We start from the raw sequence: 14764 nt of genomic DNA, 5'->3' as shown, positions 1-14764 counted from the left end.
AAAAACAGATTCTCGTGGAGCCTCGCTGATGAAATCCTATGAAGTCAACTTTGACGGTCTAGTGGGGCCGACCCATAACTACGGCGGGCTCTCGTACGGCAACGTCGCCTCCCAGAGCAATAGCCAGCAGTCCTCCAACCCCAAGGAAGCGGCGTTGCAGGGCCTGGCGAAAATGAAAGCGCTGATGGACATGGGGTTCCAGCAAGGTGTGCTGGCGCCGCAGGAGCGCCCGGACGTGGCGGCCCTGCGCCGGTTGGGCTTTGCCGGCAGCGATGCCCAGGTCATCCAGCAGGCCGCGAAAGAAGCGATGCCGCTGCTGGTCGCCAGTTGCTCGGCCTCCAGCATGTGGGTGGCCAACGCCGCCACCGTCAGCCCGAGTGCCGACACCGCTGATGGTCGCGTGCATTTCACCGCCGCCAACCTGAATTGCAAATACCACCGCAGCATCGAACATCCGACCACCAGTCGTGTGCTGGGGGCGATGTTCGCCAACCAGCAACACTTCGCCCACCACGCCGCGTTGCCAGCGGTGGCGCAGTTCGGCGATGAAGGCGCGGCCAACCACACCCGTTTCTGCCGCGCCTACGGTGAGGCCGGTGTCGAGTTCTTTGTGTTCGGTCGCAGCGCTTTTGACACCCGCTATCCCGCGCCGCAGAAATACCCGGCGCGCCAGACCCTGGAAGCTTCCCAGGCTGTTGCCCGCCTGCACGGGCTGAGGGAGGAGGGCGTGGTGTACGCTCAACAGAACCCATCGGTGATCGACCAGGGTGTGTTCCACAACGACGTGATCGCGGTGGGCAATGGCGAAGTGCTGTTCTATCACGAGGACGCGTTTCTCGAGACCGACAAGATGTTGGCCGAGCTGAGCAGCAAACTCGCCAAAGTCGGTGGGAAATTTCAGTCGGTGTGCGTGCCGCGTTCGGCGGTGACGGTGGATGATGCGGTGCGTTCCTACCTGTTCAATAGCCAGTTGCTGTCGCGTCCCGACGGCTCGATGCTGTTGATCGTGCCGGAAGAGTGCCGTGGCAACGAGCGCGTCTGGCAATACCTGCAAGGCCTGACGGGCACTGGCGGGGTGATTCGCGAAGTGAAGGTCTTCGACCTCAAGCAAAGCATGCAGAACGGTGGTGGCCCGGCTTGCCTGAGGTTGCGCGTGGCCCTTAATGAAACCGAGCTGGCGGCCGTCAACCCAGGGGTTATCATGACCGCGCCGCTGTACGATTCGCTGACCCAATGGGTCGAGCGGCACTACCGCGACCGCATGACCGAAAACGATCTGGCAGACCCCCAGTTGCTGCTCGAATGCCGTGGGGCACTGGATGAACTGACACAAATCCTTAAACTTGGCTCGGTTTATCCTTTCCAGATCAATTGAAAGCGCGCGCGACCTGACTACAGTCAAAGCAGGGCGCGTTGCCTTATCCCCAGACGAGAATGTAAAGACATGAGCGATACCTTGCAGCTGATCCTTGAAGACACCGACGGCACCCAACTGGAAACCTCCTGCACCCGCGTCGCGGTGATGTGGCAAGGCAAGGAGTTGTGGATCCAGCAGGATGGCCGTGGTCAGTTGCTGATCGGCGTCGATGTCGAGGAAGGGGACGAGGAATACGCCAACCTGTTGTTGCGTCCATTGGCGACCAACCTGGTCAGCCTGCAACTGGAAATGGAACCGGCGGACGTCGGCGACGATGACCATGTCCATGGCCCGGATTGCGGCCACGACCATTAAGGAAACCGCGCTATGCTCGCCCTCGGCAAACTGCTTGAACTGACCCTCGCCGGCCGTGAACCGGCGGAGAAGACTCAACTGACTGTCGAAGGCGTACGGATGCGCTGGTTGAGCGAGGGCGCGCTGGAGGTCAAGCCGCCCGAAGCCCGGGATAACGGTCTGGACCTGCTGCTGTCGGCCGGTATCCACGGCAACGAAACCGCGCCGATCGAGCTGCTCGACCGCTTGCTGCACGACATCGCCCGTGGCCATTTGAAGCCGCGGGCGCGCATTCTGTTCCTGTTCGGCAACCCCGAGGCCATACGGCGCGGTGAGCGTTTCGTCGAACAGGACGTCAACCGCCTGTTCAATGGCCGCCATGAGCTGAGCGGCGGTCCTGAGGCGCTACGGGCCTGCGAGCTGGAGCGCTTGGCCGCCAGTTTCTTCAGCCGGCCAGAACGCAGTCGCTTGCATTACGACCTGCACACCGCCATCCGCGGCTCGAAGATCGAGCAGTTCGCCCTCTACCCGTGGAAAGAAGGTCGCCAGCATTCACGCCGTGAACTGGCACGCCTGCGTGCCGGGGGCATGGAGGCGGTGTTGCTGCAGAACAAGCCGTCCATTGTGTTCAGCGCCTACACCTACGACCAGCTCGGTGCCGAGTCCTTCACCCTGGAACTGGGCAAGGCTCGGCCATTCGGACAGAACGACGGGGTCAACGTCAGTCTGCTGGAAACCCGCCTGCAACAGATCATCGAGGGCAACGAGCCGGAGCTGGATGAAGGGCTCGATGGCCTGCAGCTGTTCAGCGTGGCCCGGGAAATCATCAAGCACAGCGACAGTTTCCGCCTGAACCTGCCGGCGGACATCGAGAACTTCTCGGAATTGGGGAAAGGCTACGTGCTGGCCGAAGACATCGCCCAGACCCGCTGGGTGATCGAAGAAGAGGGCGCCCGGATCATCTTTCCGAACCCCAAGGTCAAGAATGGCTTGCGGGCTGGGATTCTGATCGTTCCGGCGACTGACGAAAACCTGATCTAAAACCCACACCGAACCATTGTGGGAGCGAGCTTGCTCGCGATAGCGATGTATCAGTCAACATCGATGCAGGCTGAACCACCGCTATCTCAAGCAAGCTCGCTCCCACAGGTTTTTCAGTGGTTTTTAGCTCGCTACCGCCCGCTGCTCACTACGGCGCAACGCCCGGGTCTTGTGCAACGTATCGGCGCAGGTTTTCGCCGCTTCCTGGCCCTTGTGCACGAAATGCTCGAAGAAGAACTTCTGATGTTCTTCCCCGGCATGGAAGTGATGTGGCGTAAGCACGACCGAGAACACCGGCACTTCGGTTTCCAGCTGGACCTGCATCAGGCCGCTGATCACCGATTGGGCGACGAATTCGTGACGGTAGATGCCACCGTCCACCACCAGGCCGGCGGCGACGATGCCGGCGTAGCGGCCTGACTTGGCCAGCAGCTTGGCGTGCAGCGGAATCTCGAAGGCGCCACCGACTTCGAAGAAGTCGATATCACTTTCCTGGTAACCCTGGATGATCATTTCGGCGACGAAGCCTTTACGGCTCTGGTCGACGATTTCCTTGTGCCAGCAGGCCTGGATGAACGCGATGCGCTCGCCCGGATGACTTTTGCTTTTGCTGTCGATTGCAGTGGGTTGCATGTTCTGGTTCCTGTTTGTGTGAAAAACAGGGCGTCATGAATCGAAGGGGATTCGAGGGTACGCCGCGCACGGACAGTCGCAGTCGGCCCTTGGGTATCAATCCCGTTCTCTCTTCATCCGGACTATGACCGTCGGCCCCGGAATCACACCGGGTCTGCTGACCTTGTCGCTACACCTCAAAAAGCGGTGCACCACCAAGCGCTCGCGGGCTATGCACGTTGCGTGCAATTACCGCCGGTGGGGAATTACACCCCGCCCTGAGAACGTTTTTGCCGCCATGGTTTGGGGCGGCTGGGGATTTTTAACACATATTTCAGCGCAACGCATGACCTGGATGTCCCGAGAACACTGTGGCGAGGGAGCTTGCTCCCGCTGGGCTGCGAAGCGGCCCCAAGATTTTGCGGCTGCTTCGCACCCGAGCGGGAGCAAGCTCCCTCGCCACGGAATATTCCTCCAGTCGGTCTTGATTAATCGTCGCCATGCCCGCAGTAATTGCCCTTCGAAAGGGATTTCCCTCCACTTGAGCCCGAGGCCAGATTCATGAGTGTTATCGATCTTCGTAGCGACACGGTCACCCAACCCAGCGCCGGCATGCTGGATGCCATGGCCAGCGCGCCTACTGGTGACGATGTGTACGGGGAAGACCCGACCGTCAATCGCCTCGAAGCCGAACTGGCCGCACGCCTGGGGTTTGCCGCAGCGTTGTTCGTGCCCACGGGGACCATGAGCAACCTGTTGGGGTTGATGGCCCACTGCGAGCGCGGCGACGAATACATCGTCGGCCAGCAGGCCCACACCTACAAATACGAAGGTGGCGGGGCGGCGGTGCTGGGGTCGATCCAGCCTCAGCCCCTCGAGGTGCAAGCGGACGGTTCCCTGGACTTGGCGCAAGTGGCCGCGGCGATCAAGCCCGATGACTTCCACTTTGCCCGCACCCGCCTGCTGGCCCTGGAAAACACCATGCAGGGCAAGGTGCTGCCACTGGAATACCTGGCCCGGGCCCGGCGTTTCACCCAGGAACATGGCCTGGCCCTGCATTTGGACGGGGCGCGGCTGTACAACGCCGCGGTCAAGCTGAATGTCGACGCCCGGCAGATCACGCAGCATTTCGATTCGGTGTCGGTGTGCTTGTCCAAGGGCCTCGGCGCGCCGGTGGGCTCGGTCCTGTGCGGCAGCGTCGAGCTGATCGGCAAGGCCCGTCGGCTGCGCAAGATGGTCGGCGGCGGCATGCGCCAGGCCGGGATTCTCGCGGCGGCGGGGCTGTACGCCCTGGAACATCAGGTCCAGCGCCTGGCCGATGACCACGCCAATGCCCAGCGGCTCGCCGAGGGCTTGCGAGCGGCGGGTTACGAGGTCGAGCCGGTGCAGACCAACATGGTCTACGTGCAAATGGGCGAGCGGGCCGAGGCGATCAAGGCATTTGCCGATGAACGGGGCGTCAAGCTCAGCGCTGCGCCACGCCTGCGAATGGTGACGCACATGGACGTGAGCGCGGCGCAAATCGACCAGGTGGTCGCCACTTTCGTCGAATTTTCCCGCCACTGACCCGTCAACCGGGCCAATTGACAGTTTCTATCGCATAAACACGCTGTACCCCACGCGCAGGGCCGATATAATGCGGCCCTTTGCCGTTGCTTCGTCTGTTGACGTTTTGCACAGGCCTTTGGCCGCAGCCTCCGTGGAAGAACCTAATGAAAAGCGCAGAAATCCGTGAAGCCTTCCTTCGCTTCTTCGAAGAGCAAGGCCACACCCGAGTAGCCTCCAGCTCTTTGATTCCGGGCAACGACCCGACCCTGCTGTTCACCAACGCGGGGATGAACCAGTTCAAGGACTGCTTCCTGGGCCAGGAAAAACGTGCCTACACCCGTGCGGTGAGCAGCCAGAAGTGCGTGCGTGCCGGCGGCAAGCACAACGACCTGGAAAACGTCGGTTATACCGCTCGTCACCACACCTTCTTCGAAATGCTGGGTAACTTCAGCTTCGGTGACTATTTCAAGCGCGACGCCATCACCTTCGCCTGGACCTTCCTGACCTCCGACAAGTGGCTGAACCTGCCCAAGGAGAAGCTCTGGGTCACGGTCTACGCCACCGATGACGAAGCCTATGACATCTGGACCAAACAGGTCGGTGTCCCGGCCGAGCGCATGGTGCGTATCGGCGACAACAAAGGTGCGCCTTACGCCTCCGATAACTTCTGGACCATGGGCGACACCGGCCCGTGCGGTCCGTGCACCGAGATTTTCTACGATCACGGCGCCGACATCTGGGGCGGCCCACCCGGCTCGCCGGAAGAAGACGGCGACCGCTACATCGAGATCTGGAACAACGTGTTCATGCAGTTCAACCGCACCGCCGATGGCGTGTTGCATCCGCTGCCAGCGCCGTCGGTCGACACCGGCATGGGCCTGGAGCGGATCAGTGCGGTGCTGCAGCACGTTCACTCCAACTACGAAATCGACCTGTTCCAGAGCTTGCTGAGCGCGTCGGCCCAGGCTATCGGTTGCACCAATGACAACCAGGCCTCGCTCAAAGTGGTCGCCGACCACATCCGTTCCTGCGGCTTCCTGATTGCCGACGGTGTGCTGCCTTCCAACGAAGGTCGTGGCTATGTGCTGCGCCGGATCATCCGCCGCGCCTGCCGTCACGGCAACAAGCTGGGCGCCAAGGGCAGCTTCTTCTATCAGATCGTTGCGGCATTGGCGGCCGAGATGGGCGACGCTTTCCCGGAACTCAAGTCCCAGCAAGCGCATATCGAGCGCGTGCTCAAGGCTGAAGAAGAGCAATTCGCCAAGACCCTGGAGCAAGGCCTGAAGATCCTCGAGCAGGACCTGGCCGAGCTCAAGGGCAACGTGGTCCCGGGCGACGTGGTGTTCAAGCTGTACGACACCTATGGCTTCCCGATGGACCTGACCGGCGACATCGCCCGCGAACGCAACCTGACCCTCGACGAGGAAGGTTTCGAGCGCGAGATGGAAGCCCAGCGGGTGCGCGCGCGTTCCGCCAGCTCCTTTGGCATGGACTACAACAGCCTGGTCAAGGTAGACGTGGCCACCGAGTTCACCGGTTATGCGGGCACCACCGGCTCGGCCAAGATCGTCGCCATCTATAAGGATGGGCAATCGGTCGACATCCTGAGCGAAGGCCAGGAAGGTGTGATCGTGCTGGACAAGACTCCGTTCTACGCCGAATCCGGCGGCCAGATCGGCGACAGCGGTTACCTGCAGGCCGGCAGCTCGCGTTTCGACGTGCGTGACACCACCAAGACCGGCGGCGCCTTCCTGCACCACGGCGTGCTGGCGTCGGGCAGCCTGATGATCGCCGCCCCGGTGGCCGCCCATGTCGACGCCGACGTTCGGCATGCCACGTCGCTGAATCACTCCGCTACGCACTTGCTGCACGCGGCGTTGCGCCAGGTGCTGGGCGAGCATGTCCAGCAGAAGGGTTCGTTGGTGGACAGTCAGCGCCTGCGCTTTGACTTCAGCCATTTCGAGGCCATCAAGCCTGAGCAGCTCAAGGCGCTGGAAGAAATCGTCAACGCCGAGATTCGCAAGAACTCCCCGGTGGAAACCGAAGAAACCGACATCGAGACCGCCAAGCGCAAGGGCGCGATGGCGTTGTTCGGCGAGAAGTACGGCGACAGCGTGCGCGTACTGAGCATGGGCGATTTCTCCGTTGAACTGTGCGGCGGTATCCACGCCAACCGCACCGGCGACATCGGCCTGATGAAAATCATCAGCGAAGGTGGCGTGGCATCCGGTGTGCGCCGGATCGAAGCGGTCACCGGCGCCGCAGCCCTGGCGTACCTCAACGCGGCTGAAGAACAACTCAAGGAAGCGGCAACCCTGATCAAGGGCAGCCGCGACAACCTGATCGACAAGCTGTCGGCTGTGCTGGAGCGCAACCGCCTGCTGGAAAAGCAACTCGAGCAGTTGCAGGCCAAGGCCGCCAGCGCCGCGGGCGACGATCTGTCGGCCCAGGCCGTGGACGTCAAGGGCGTGAAGGTGCTGGCCGTGCGTCTGGACGGCCAGGATGGCAAGGCACTGCTGGCGCTGGTCGATCAACTGAAAAACAAACTCGGCCGCGCAGTGATCCTGCTCGGCAGTGTCCATGAGGAAAAGGTCGTTCTCGTCGCAGGCGTGACCAAAGACCTGACTGGCCAACTCAAAGCCGGTGATTTGATGAAGCAAGCCGCTGCAGCAGTGGGCGGCAAGGGCGGTGGTCGTCCGGACATGGCGCAAGGCGGTGGTACCGACGTCGGCGCCCTGGACGCGGCACTGGCCCAGACCGTTGCATTCGTAGAGCAGGGTATTTAAGGCAGCGTCGCGGGCTCGTGGTCTAGTGACGAGCCCGGCCGCTGTTTGAGTGATTTATTGGGCGCCCTTCATGGGCAGAGGCGGCTTTGAAATGGCTTTGATCGTACAGAAATTTGGAGGCACCTCGGTCGGCACTGTCGAGAGAATCGAACAAGTCGCCGACAAGGTTAAGAAATTCCGTGAAGCGGGCGATGACCTGGTGGTTGTGCTGTCGGCAATGAGCGGCGAGACCAACCGTCTGATCGATCTGGCCAAGCAAATCAGCGGCGACCAGCAACCGGTTCCCCGTGAGCTGGACGTGATCGTTTCCACTGGCGAGCAGGTGACCATCGCCTTGCTGGCCATGGCGCTGATCAAGCGTGGCGTGCCAGCGGTGTCCTACACCGGCAACCAGGTGCGTATCCTGACGGACAGCGCGCACAACAAAGCGCGTATCCTGCAGATCGACGACCAGAAGATTCGCGGCGACCTGAAGGCTGGCCGTGTCGTGGTCGTCGCTGGTTTCCAGGGCGTGGACGAGCAGGGCAATATCACCACCCTCGGCCGTGGCGGTTCCGACACCACCGGGGTTGCCCTGGCGGCGGCCCTCAAGGCTGACGAATGCCAGATCTACACCGATGTGGACGGTGTCTACACCACTGACCCACGGGTGGTGCCTGTGGCCCAGCGGCTGGACAAGATCACGTTCGAAGAAATGCTGGAAATGGCCAGTCTCGGTTCGAAGGTGTTGCAGATCCGGGCGGTCGAATTCGCCGGCAAGTACAACGTTCCGCTGCGCGTTCTGCACAGCTTCAAAGAGGGTCCGGGCACCCTCATTACTATTGATGAAGAGGAATCCATGGAACAGCCGATCATTTCCGGCATCGCTTTCAACCGCGATGAGGCCAAGCTGACCATCCGTGGCGTGCCAGACACCCCCGGCGTGGCGTTCAAGATTCTCGGCCCGATCAGTGCCGCGAACATCGAAGTCGACATGATCGTGCAGAACGTCTCGCACGATAACACCACTGACTTCACCTTCACCGTGCACCGCAACGACTACCAGTCTGCCGAAGCGATCCTGAAAAAGACCGCTGGCGAGATCGGTGCCCGGGAAGTGGTGGGTGATACCAAGATCGCCAAGGTCTCGATCGTCGGTGTCGGCATGCGTTCCCACGCAGGCGTGGCCAGCCGCATGTTCGAATCCCTGGCCAAGGAAAGCATCAACATCCAGATGATCTCTACCTCGGAAATCAAGGTTTCCGTGGTGATCGAAGAGAAGTACCTGGAACTGGCCGTGCGCGCCCTGCACACGGCTTTCGAACTCGACGCTGCTGCCCAGCCGGGCGAGTAAAAAGCGTTGTCTGGAGGGCGCGGCTGGACCGCGCCCTCTGTTTTTCTGAATGGCGCGTCCCAAAACTGTTCTTTTGCCCGCGCTGGTCAATACTAGGCCTGTAGGCTTCGACCGTTTCGGTTGTAGGTCCAATGCCTTTTTTTTGCAGACTGTTGTCCCTTAAGTGAATTGCGTGAGGAGAAAGGTATGCTGATTCTGACCCGTCGGTGTGCAGAAAGCCTGATTATTGGCGATGGCGAAATCACCGTGACCGTGCTCGGCGTCAAAGGAAACCAAGTGCGTATCGGCGTCAATGCCCCGAAAGAGGTTGCTGTACACCGCGAGGAAATTTACCTGCGTATCAAGAAAGAGAAGGACGACGAACCAAGCCATTAATTTTTATCGATTTTTATGTTTGCAAACGGGGATGAAGGTGGTTAATATACGCCCCGTGTTGCGGAGAGCTGGCCGAGTGGCCGAAGGCGCTCCCCTGCTAAGGGAGTACACCTCAAAAGGGTGTCGGGGGTTCGAATCCCCCGTTCTCCGCCATTATTCGTTTAGTGCGTCAAAACCTGGCTTGCTCAGTAAGTGATTGAAATTACTGAAAAAAGCGCTTTACAAAAGGAATTGACGACCTATAATGCGCGGCAACAAATGCACTCGTAGCTCAGCTGGATAGAGTACTCGGCTACGAACCGAGCGGTCACAGGTTCGAATCCTGTCGAGTGCACCATTTAAGAGTTGTTTGCAGCAATGCAAATAACTTGGCTTCAACCAGTTGTGATCTGGTATAAAACCACAACTTGCACTCGTAGCTCAGCTGGATAGAGTACTCGGCTACGAACCGAGCGGTCACAGGTTCGAATCCTGTCGAGTGCACCAAACACCAAAAAGCCCGCGTTAAACGCGGGCTTTTTGCTGTCTACGATTTGCCTTTCACGCATCCCCTCTCATCGAACACGACCTCTGCGCTGCGGCCTTTCTTCGCCTTGTAGGTATAGCGCGTGCTCGAATTCCGAACTTTGATCGAGTCTGGCTTGCCCAGGGCGCTCTCTACGTCCTGCTGGCTCATGCCGGCGATGATGCGTCGGCCCAGGATGGCGTCGCGGCGTCGCCTGGCGTCGATGAGGTTCCCGCAGCGGTCCTGGAACTGGCCAATCACGGTTGGTTCCTTGCGCGTGGTTTTGTTGCTGGATGTTTGTCCGCGCTCCGCTTCAGGCAGCATCGCCTCGGTCGTCGGTTTGATTGTCGGTTCGATCGAACCTGGGCGGTACGGATGGATCTGTTGTAGTGACAGAGCTTCTCCCGGGCCGCAGCTCAGGGTGGTGAATGTCACGTGCCCTGCGATGTTTTCGCAGCGATGCACGGTCTGCCCGGCAGCCCATAAAGGCAAGCAGGCGAGCAGGAACAGGCAGTGGTTGAGGTGCATCCGGTCGTCCTCCTTGACGGTGCAGAAGAGAAGAGTAGTCGCCGCATTTCTGCCGCGGCGTGTGTTTTCTTTTCCGGATAAGTCGTCGTAAAGGAACAGGTTCAGCCTGTGTTCAGGTTTGTCTCGCAAGCGCTTGTTCTTGCCATGATTTTTTAGCGTTTTAAAGCGTCAAGCGGTGTATGATTGCGCCCGTCAGCCCCGCCGGGGCTTTGGAATATATCCATGGACTTACCCAGTAGTTACTCAATATTAAGTTTTGCCAATCATGAATTAACTGATTGATGCTTCCGGCGTGCTCCACTGCTGGGAGTGGAGTTCGCCTATGACCCAAGTAGAAGTAAAAAAAACGCAGGAAAGCCTTCAGGATCGTCTCGCTCAAGTCGTTGAGCTGCTGCAGCGCCAGCGGGTCGTCGAAGACCTGACGCATCGCCAGGAAGGCCCGCATCATGACCGGGTCGAGAACCTGGTCCACCGGCAGAATCTCGTCGAGCTGCAACGCAAGCTCGATGACCTGCACTCCGCCGACGTTGCCTACATTCTTGAAGCCTTGCCACTGGAAGAGCGTCTGACGGTCTGGCAGTTGGTCAAGGCTGATCGCGACGGTGACATCCTGCTCGAAGTGTCGGACTCGGTTCGGGAAACCCTGATCGCCGACATGGATGATCACGAGTTGCTGGCGGCGGCCAAGGAAATGGACGCCGACGAACTCGCCGACCTTGCGCCCGAACTGCCGCGGGACGTTGTCCATGAACTGATGGAAGCCCTCGACGGCCAGCAGCGCGAGCGTGTGCGCTCGGCGTTGTCCTATGACGAGGAGCAGGTCGGTGCGCTGATGGACTTCGAGATGGTGACGATCCGCGAGGATGTCAGCCTTGAAGTGGTCTTGCGCTACCTGCGTCGCCTCAAGGAACTGCCGGGGCATACTGACAAACTGTTTGTGGTCGACTACGACGGCGTGCTCAAGGGCGTGCTGCCCATCAAGCGTTTGCTCGTCAACGACCCGGAAAAGCAGGTGGCCGAGGTCATGGCCAGCGATCCGGTGAGTTTCCATCCGGACGAAGACGCCTACGATGCGGCCCAGGCGTTCGAACGTTATGACTTGATTTCTGCACCGGTGGTCGACAAGAACGGCAAGCTGATCGGCCGTCTGACCATCGATGAAATGGTCGACTTGATTCGTGAGGAAAGCGAAAGCGAAGTTCTCAACATGGCCGGTCTGCGCGAAGAAGAAGACATCTTCGCCTCGGTCTGGAAGTCCCTGCGTAACCGCTGGGCCTGGCTGGCGATCAACCTGATCACGGCGTTTGTCGCTTCCCGGGTCATCGGCCTGTTCGAAGGCTCCATCGAGAAGCTGGTGGCGCTCGCGGCGCTGATGCCCATCGTCGCCGGTATCGGTGGCAACTCCGGTAACCAGACCATCACCATGATCGTCCGTGCCATGGCACTGGACCAGGTCAGCACCGGCAATACCTCGCGATTGATGCGCAAGGAACTGGCGGTGTCCTTGATCAACGGCGTGATTTGGGGGGGAGTGATTGGTGTGGTGGCTTACCTGCTTTATGGCAGTTGGTCGCTGGGGGTGGTCATGACGGCCGCAATGACGCTCAACCTGCTGCTGGCGGCATTGATGGGGGTCTTGATCCCCATGACCCTGGCCCGCATGGGGCGCGATCCTGCCATGGGTGCCAGTGTCATGATTACCGCGGTGACCGACAGCGGCGGGTTCTTCATTTTCCTGGGGTTGGCGACGATTTTCCTGCTCTGAGTCGCTCATCGAAAAACCCGCCTGTTTGGCGTAATACTGTCCACATAGAAAAAACGGCGCTTCCTTCAGAAATGGGCGGCGCCGTTTTTTTTGCGTTTCTTTTGGTTTGCGGGGCGTCAAGAACCAAAGACACGAGCAGCAGGCAGGTCCAGCCTCTATGCAACTGCAGCACCGCTATCGCGAGCACATTGACACATCGCCTTCGCGAGTCTGTTTGGCGGTTTTTTCATCACGCAAAATCCCCTGCGCATCACTGCATCAACGCCAGTCGTGCAGCCAGTAGCACAAAGGCTGCCGAGAATAGCCGGCGTATCCACTGCAACACGGATGGACGCTCCAGAACATGGCGGCGCATCGATGCGCAGAGCACGCCATAGATGACGAAGACGACAAAGGTGATCGCCATGAAGATGAAGCTCAGTTGCAACATGCGCCACATGGCATCCGTTTCTCCTGGCGCGAGAAATTGCGGTAGAAAGGCCAGGAAAAAAATCGACAGTTTTGGATTCAGCAGATTGACCAAGATGCCCGAAAAAATCACCGCGCCGTTCGAACGTGGGGTCTTGTGCGGATCAATATGCAATGCCCCATGGCTCTGGAGCGTGCTCCATGCCATCCACAGCAGGTAAGCGACGCCAAGGTACTTGATGATCTCGAAGGCCAGTGGGCTTGTGTGCAGCAGTGCAGCGAGGCCCGTGATGGCTGCCAGCATGTGCGGCACGATCCCCAGGGTACAACTCAATGCCGCTATCACGCTTGCGCGCCAGCCCCGGGCCAGGCCGGCTGCCACTGTATAGACCACGCCAGTGCCAGGCGAGGCCGCCACGATCAGGGAAGTGATAAAAAATTCGAGGTTCATGCGACGCCGACCTTGGCAGTTGTGAAGTCTCCAGCCTGCCTGCTGTGAGGAGGGGCGTCTTGAACGAAATTGCAGGTTGCTACGGGTGTCCTTGCCGGGCGTACATGCCCGGTGAAAATCCAAAGCTGCGCACGAAGTATCGAGTCATATGGCTCTGATCGGCGAAACCGCTGGCCAGGGACGCATCGGCCAGCGGCATGCCTGCAGCGATCAGTTGTCGTGCTCGGTGGATGCGTCGTTGCAGCAGATAGGCGTGGGGTGTCAAACCGGTCAGGCGGGTGAAGGCGCGTACCAATTGAAAGCGGCTTAAATCGGCCTCCCTGGCGAGCAGGGCAAGCGACATGGACGACTGCGGATCGTCGTCGATCAAGGCTTTTGCACGGTTTGCCGCGACCTTCGGCAAACACGATATCGGCATGGAGCGATCCAGCAAATGTTCGAGCAAAAGCGCGAGCGTTTCTTCGATCTTCAGGTGAGCGCCAAATTCCTCGGCTTGAGCGAGGGCTTGATACAACGTGCGGAACAACTCTGCCGCACGGGGGCTTTGCAGCACCGGATAAGCGAATTCCTGGGCACAGATGCCTCCATCGTTCTCCATATCCTTGAATGCCTGCGCAATCAGCAGCGGGTCGAAATACAGCATCTGCCAACGACGCGTTCCGTTTCCGATGGGCGCGCCGTCATGCACTTCGGCCGGATTGACCGATATAAGGTCGCCAGCCATCGCTTCTACCTGGCCTCGGCCGCTGGCTGAACGTTGCGCCCCGCGCACAAGCAAGCCAATGCCAAAATGTTCGTGCATATGCCGGACGAACGTTCGATCTGAATCGGCCTCGACGATTTCCACGCCCAGCCCTGGAATTCTTTGGATCTTGAATGCGTGACCTGTCATGCAGGCCTCCATGCCCGTACTTTTTAGAGGATCAATTTAGCATCACTGCCATGGATCAGCAGTGGCGTTGGTTCGATGGCTCTATGAGTGCTTGAAAAGCAGGCTTGAGGCCAAACGCCAGGCAAAAAAAAGCCAGCACGAGGCTGGCTTGAGTATTTTTGGGCTATCAGGTCGCGTCTGCGGCCATTTCTGCGTCATGGGCAATCAGCGAAACGAGGGCGTTCTGCTGGCGATGGGAGAGTTGTCGGAAGCGTTGAAGCAGTTCGCGCTCATGCAATGACAGCTCTGGACTGTCCAGGCGCATGCTCAACTCTTCACCCAACGCGCCTTCCTGAATAAGGCTTTGCTCAAGACGCGCGATGATTTCAGAGTTCATGCTGCGGTGATGATTGCGAGCCACTTCGGCAATGCGTTCCCGCATTCCGTCTGGCAGACGTACGACGAACTTGTCAGCCGTACGGCTGGAATAAATTGCCTGTTTCAATGGGCGCATATATTTAACCGGTTAGTTCAGGGGAGCGGTTCTCGGGATTGGCCGCAGGATGTCGATAGGACAAGCTCCATTGCCAAATGTTCAACCTGAATTGTTAAGAGGCCCGCATCATGCCTCAAAATTGCCAGATCATTGGCGCCAATTCTGTGACAAATTCTGATCGGGGTAAAGGCGTTCTGCCAGTATCCTTCATCAAAAAATGCGGACTGGTTGGTAAAAAACAACAGGTTCGCATTTGTGACCGTCGAATTGTGTCTATGTGCCATACCGTCTGGCGGATAACGGAAATGGACAAAAAACTGTGCCATCCCTGTCT

Annotated in this window: 13 protein-coding genes, 3 tRNA genes and 1 riboswitch; of the genes, 11 read left to right on the top strand and 5 right to left on the bottom strand. The window is 59.3% G+C overall.

Translation table 11 applies throughout. From position 1 onward, the window contains the following. The first annotated feature begins 28 nt into the window (after positions 1-28). The 3 genes from astB (at position 29) to astE (ending at position 2752) form a co-directional block, all read left to right on the top strand. A complete protein-coding gene (gene astB / locus BLO97_RS08810; RefSeq protein ID WP_092345601.1) occupies positions 29-1375 on the top strand; it encodes an N-succinylarginine dihydrolase in 1347 nt (448 codons plus the stop codon). Between the two features lie 69 nt (positions 1376-1444). Further along, on the top strand, positions 1445-1732 hold the full coding sequence (locus BLO97_RS08805) for a hypothetical protein (RefSeq protein ID WP_003178862.1): 288 nt from the start codon (positions 1445-1447) through the stop codon (positions 1730-1732). A 12-nt stretch (positions 1733-1744) separates the two neighbouring features. Beyond that, positions 1745-2752 carry a succinylglutamate desuccinylase gene (astE, locus tag BLO97_RS08800; protein ID WP_003204782.1) on the top strand — a complete coding sequence of 336 codons (1008 nt, stop codon included), beginning with the start codon at positions 1745-1747 and terminating at the stop codon, positions 2750-2752. A 123-nt stretch (positions 2753-2875) separates the two neighbouring features. Here astE and BLO97_RS08795 read toward each other — a convergent pair whose 3' ends face one another. Then, complete coding sequence (locus tag BLO97_RS08795; protein ID WP_092345599.1) at positions 2876-3385, bottom strand: 6,7-dimethyl-8-ribityllumazine synthase; 510 nt, start codon at positions 3383-3385, stop codon at positions 2876-2878. A gap of 100 nt (positions 3386-3485) precedes the next feature. Then, positions 3486-3654: riboswitch (FMN riboswitch) on the bottom strand. Between the two features lie 271 nt (positions 3655-3925). Here BLO97_RS08795 and ltaE point away from each other — a divergent pair. From ltaE to BLO97_RS08760, 7 genes are all read left to right on the top strand, one after another. Beyond that, positions 3926-4930 (top strand): low-specificity L-threonine aldolase, encoded by a 1005-nt coding sequence (ltaE, locus tag BLO97_RS08790; protein ID WP_092145245.1) that lies wholly within the window; start codon positions 3926-3928, stop codon positions 4928-4930. 146 nt (positions 4931-5076) lie between these two features. Next, on the top strand, positions 5077-7698 hold the full coding sequence (gene alaS / locus BLO97_RS08785) for an alanine--tRNA ligase (RefSeq protein WP_092145247.1): 2622 nt from the start codon (positions 5077-5079) through the stop codon (positions 7696-7698). Between the two features lie 91 nt (positions 7699-7789). Beyond that, entirely contained in the window at positions 7790-9031 is a 1242-nt protein-coding gene (locus BLO97_RS08780; RefSeq protein WP_014339802.1) for an aspartate kinase, read from the top strand. A gap of 186 nt (positions 9032-9217) precedes the next feature. Further along, entirely contained in the window at positions 9218-9406 is a 189-nt protein-coding gene (gene csrA / locus BLO97_RS08775; protein WP_003178872.1) for a carbon storage regulator CsrA, read from the top strand. Positions 9407-9468: 62 nt separating this feature from the next. Then, positions 9469-9559: transfer RNA gene (locus tag BLO97_RS08770), tRNA-Ser, on the top strand. A 107-nt stretch (positions 9560-9666) separates the two neighbouring features. Next, a tRNA-Arg gene (locus BLO97_RS08765) sits at positions 9667-9743 on the top strand. Between the two features lie 72 nt (positions 9744-9815). Beyond that, positions 9816-9892: transfer RNA gene (locus tag BLO97_RS08760), tRNA-Arg, on the top strand. Positions 9893-9932: 40 nt separating this feature from the next. On the opposite strand, the gene BLO97_RS08755 is transcribed toward BLO97_RS08760, so the two are convergent. Beyond that, on the bottom strand, positions 9933-10439 hold the full coding sequence (locus tag BLO97_RS08755) for a cell envelope protein SmpA (RefSeq protein ID WP_092145250.1): 507 nt from the start codon (positions 10437-10439) through the stop codon (positions 9933-9935). A gap of 322 nt (positions 10440-10761) precedes the next feature. Between BLO97_RS08755 and mgtE the strand changes: the two genes are divergently transcribed. Next, positions 10762-12204 (top strand): magnesium transporter, encoded by a 1443-nt coding sequence (mgtE, locus tag BLO97_RS08750; protein ID WP_072346428.1) that lies wholly within the window; start codon positions 10762-10764, stop codon positions 12202-12204. A 250-nt stretch (positions 12205-12454) separates the two neighbouring features. On the opposite strand, the gene BLO97_RS08745 is transcribed toward mgtE, so the two are convergent. The 3 genes from BLO97_RS08745 to BLO97_RS08735 all read right to left on the bottom strand — a co-directional run bounded on the left by BLO97_RS08745 (position 12455) and on the right by BLO97_RS08735 (position 14448). After that, on the bottom strand, positions 12455-13063 hold the full coding sequence (locus BLO97_RS08745) for a LysE family translocator (RefSeq protein ID WP_092145252.1): 609 nt from the start codon (positions 13061-13063) through the stop codon (positions 12455-12457). 79 nt (positions 13064-13142) lie between these two features. Continuing rightward, complete coding sequence (locus BLO97_RS08740) at positions 13143-13967, bottom strand: AraC family transcriptional regulator (protein ID WP_256571732.1); 825 nt, start codon at positions 13965-13967, stop codon at positions 13143-13145. A 154-nt stretch (positions 13968-14121) separates the two neighbouring features. Beyond that, entirely contained in the window at positions 14122-14448 is a 327-nt protein-coding gene (locus BLO97_RS08735) for an Arc family DNA-binding protein (RefSeq protein WP_003204761.1), read from the bottom strand. Positions 14449-14764 lie beyond the last annotated feature (316 nt).

The sequence above is a fragment of the Pseudomonas sp. NFACC05-1 genome (assembly GCF_900100135.1).
Taxonomy (GTDB): Bacteria; Pseudomonadota; Gammaproteobacteria; order Pseudomonadales; family Pseudomonadaceae; genus Aquipseudomonas; species Aquipseudomonas fluorescens_Q.
The sequence above is the reverse complement of the archived record's forward strand: the minus strand, read 5'-3'. Positions and strand labels throughout refer to the sequence as shown.

Bases quoted from the DNA above. Each gene is read 5' to 3' on its own strand.
- astB (WP_092345601.1), top strand. From the start codon at position 29: ATGAAATCCTATGAAGTCAACTTTGACGGTCTAGTGGGGCCGACCCAT.
- BLO97_RS08755 (WP_092145250.1), bottom strand. From the start codon at position 10,439: ATGCACCTCAACCACTGCCTGTTCCTGCTCGCCTGCTTGCCTTTATGG.
- BLO97_RS08740 (WP_256571732.1), bottom strand. From the start codon at position 13,967: ATGGAGGCCTGCATGACAGGTCACGCATTCAAGATCCAAAGAATTCCA.
- ltaE (WP_092145245.1), top strand. From the start codon at position 3,926: ATGAGTGTTATCGATCTTCGTAGCGACACGGTCACCCAACCCAGCGCC.
- alaS (WP_092145247.1), top strand. From the start codon at position 5,077: ATGAAAAGCGCAGAAATCCGTGAAGCCTTCCTTCGCTTCTTCGAAGAG.
- BLO97_RS08805 (WP_003178862.1), top strand. From the start codon at position 1,445: ATGAGCGATACCTTGCAGCTGATCCTTGAAGACACCGACGGCACCCAA.
- csrA (WP_003178872.1), top strand. From the start codon at position 9,218: ATGCTGATTCTGACCCGTCGGTGTGCAGAAAGCCTGATTATTGGCGAT.
- BLO97_RS08780 (WP_014339802.1), top strand. From the start codon at position 7,790: ATGGCTTTGATCGTACAGAAATTTGGAGGCACCTCGGTCGGCACTGTC.
- astE (WP_003204782.1), top strand. From the start codon at position 1,745: ATGCTCGCCCTCGGCAAACTGCTTGAACTGACCCTCGCCGGCCGTGAA.
- BLO97_RS08795 (WP_092345599.1), bottom strand. From the start codon at position 3,385: ATGCAACCCACTGCAATCGACAGCAAAAGCAAAAGTCATCCGGGCGAG.
- BLO97_RS08735 (WP_003204761.1), bottom strand. From the start codon at position 14,448: ATGCGCCCATTGAAACAGGCAATTTATTCCAGCCGTACGGCTGACAAG.
- BLO97_RS08745 (WP_092145252.1), bottom strand. From the start codon at position 13,063: ATGAACCTCGAATTTTTTATCACTTCCCTGATCGTGGCGGCCTCGCCT.
- mgtE (WP_072346428.1), top strand. From the start codon at position 10,762: ATGACCCAAGTAGAAGTAAAAAAAACGCAGGAAAGCCTTCAGGATCGT.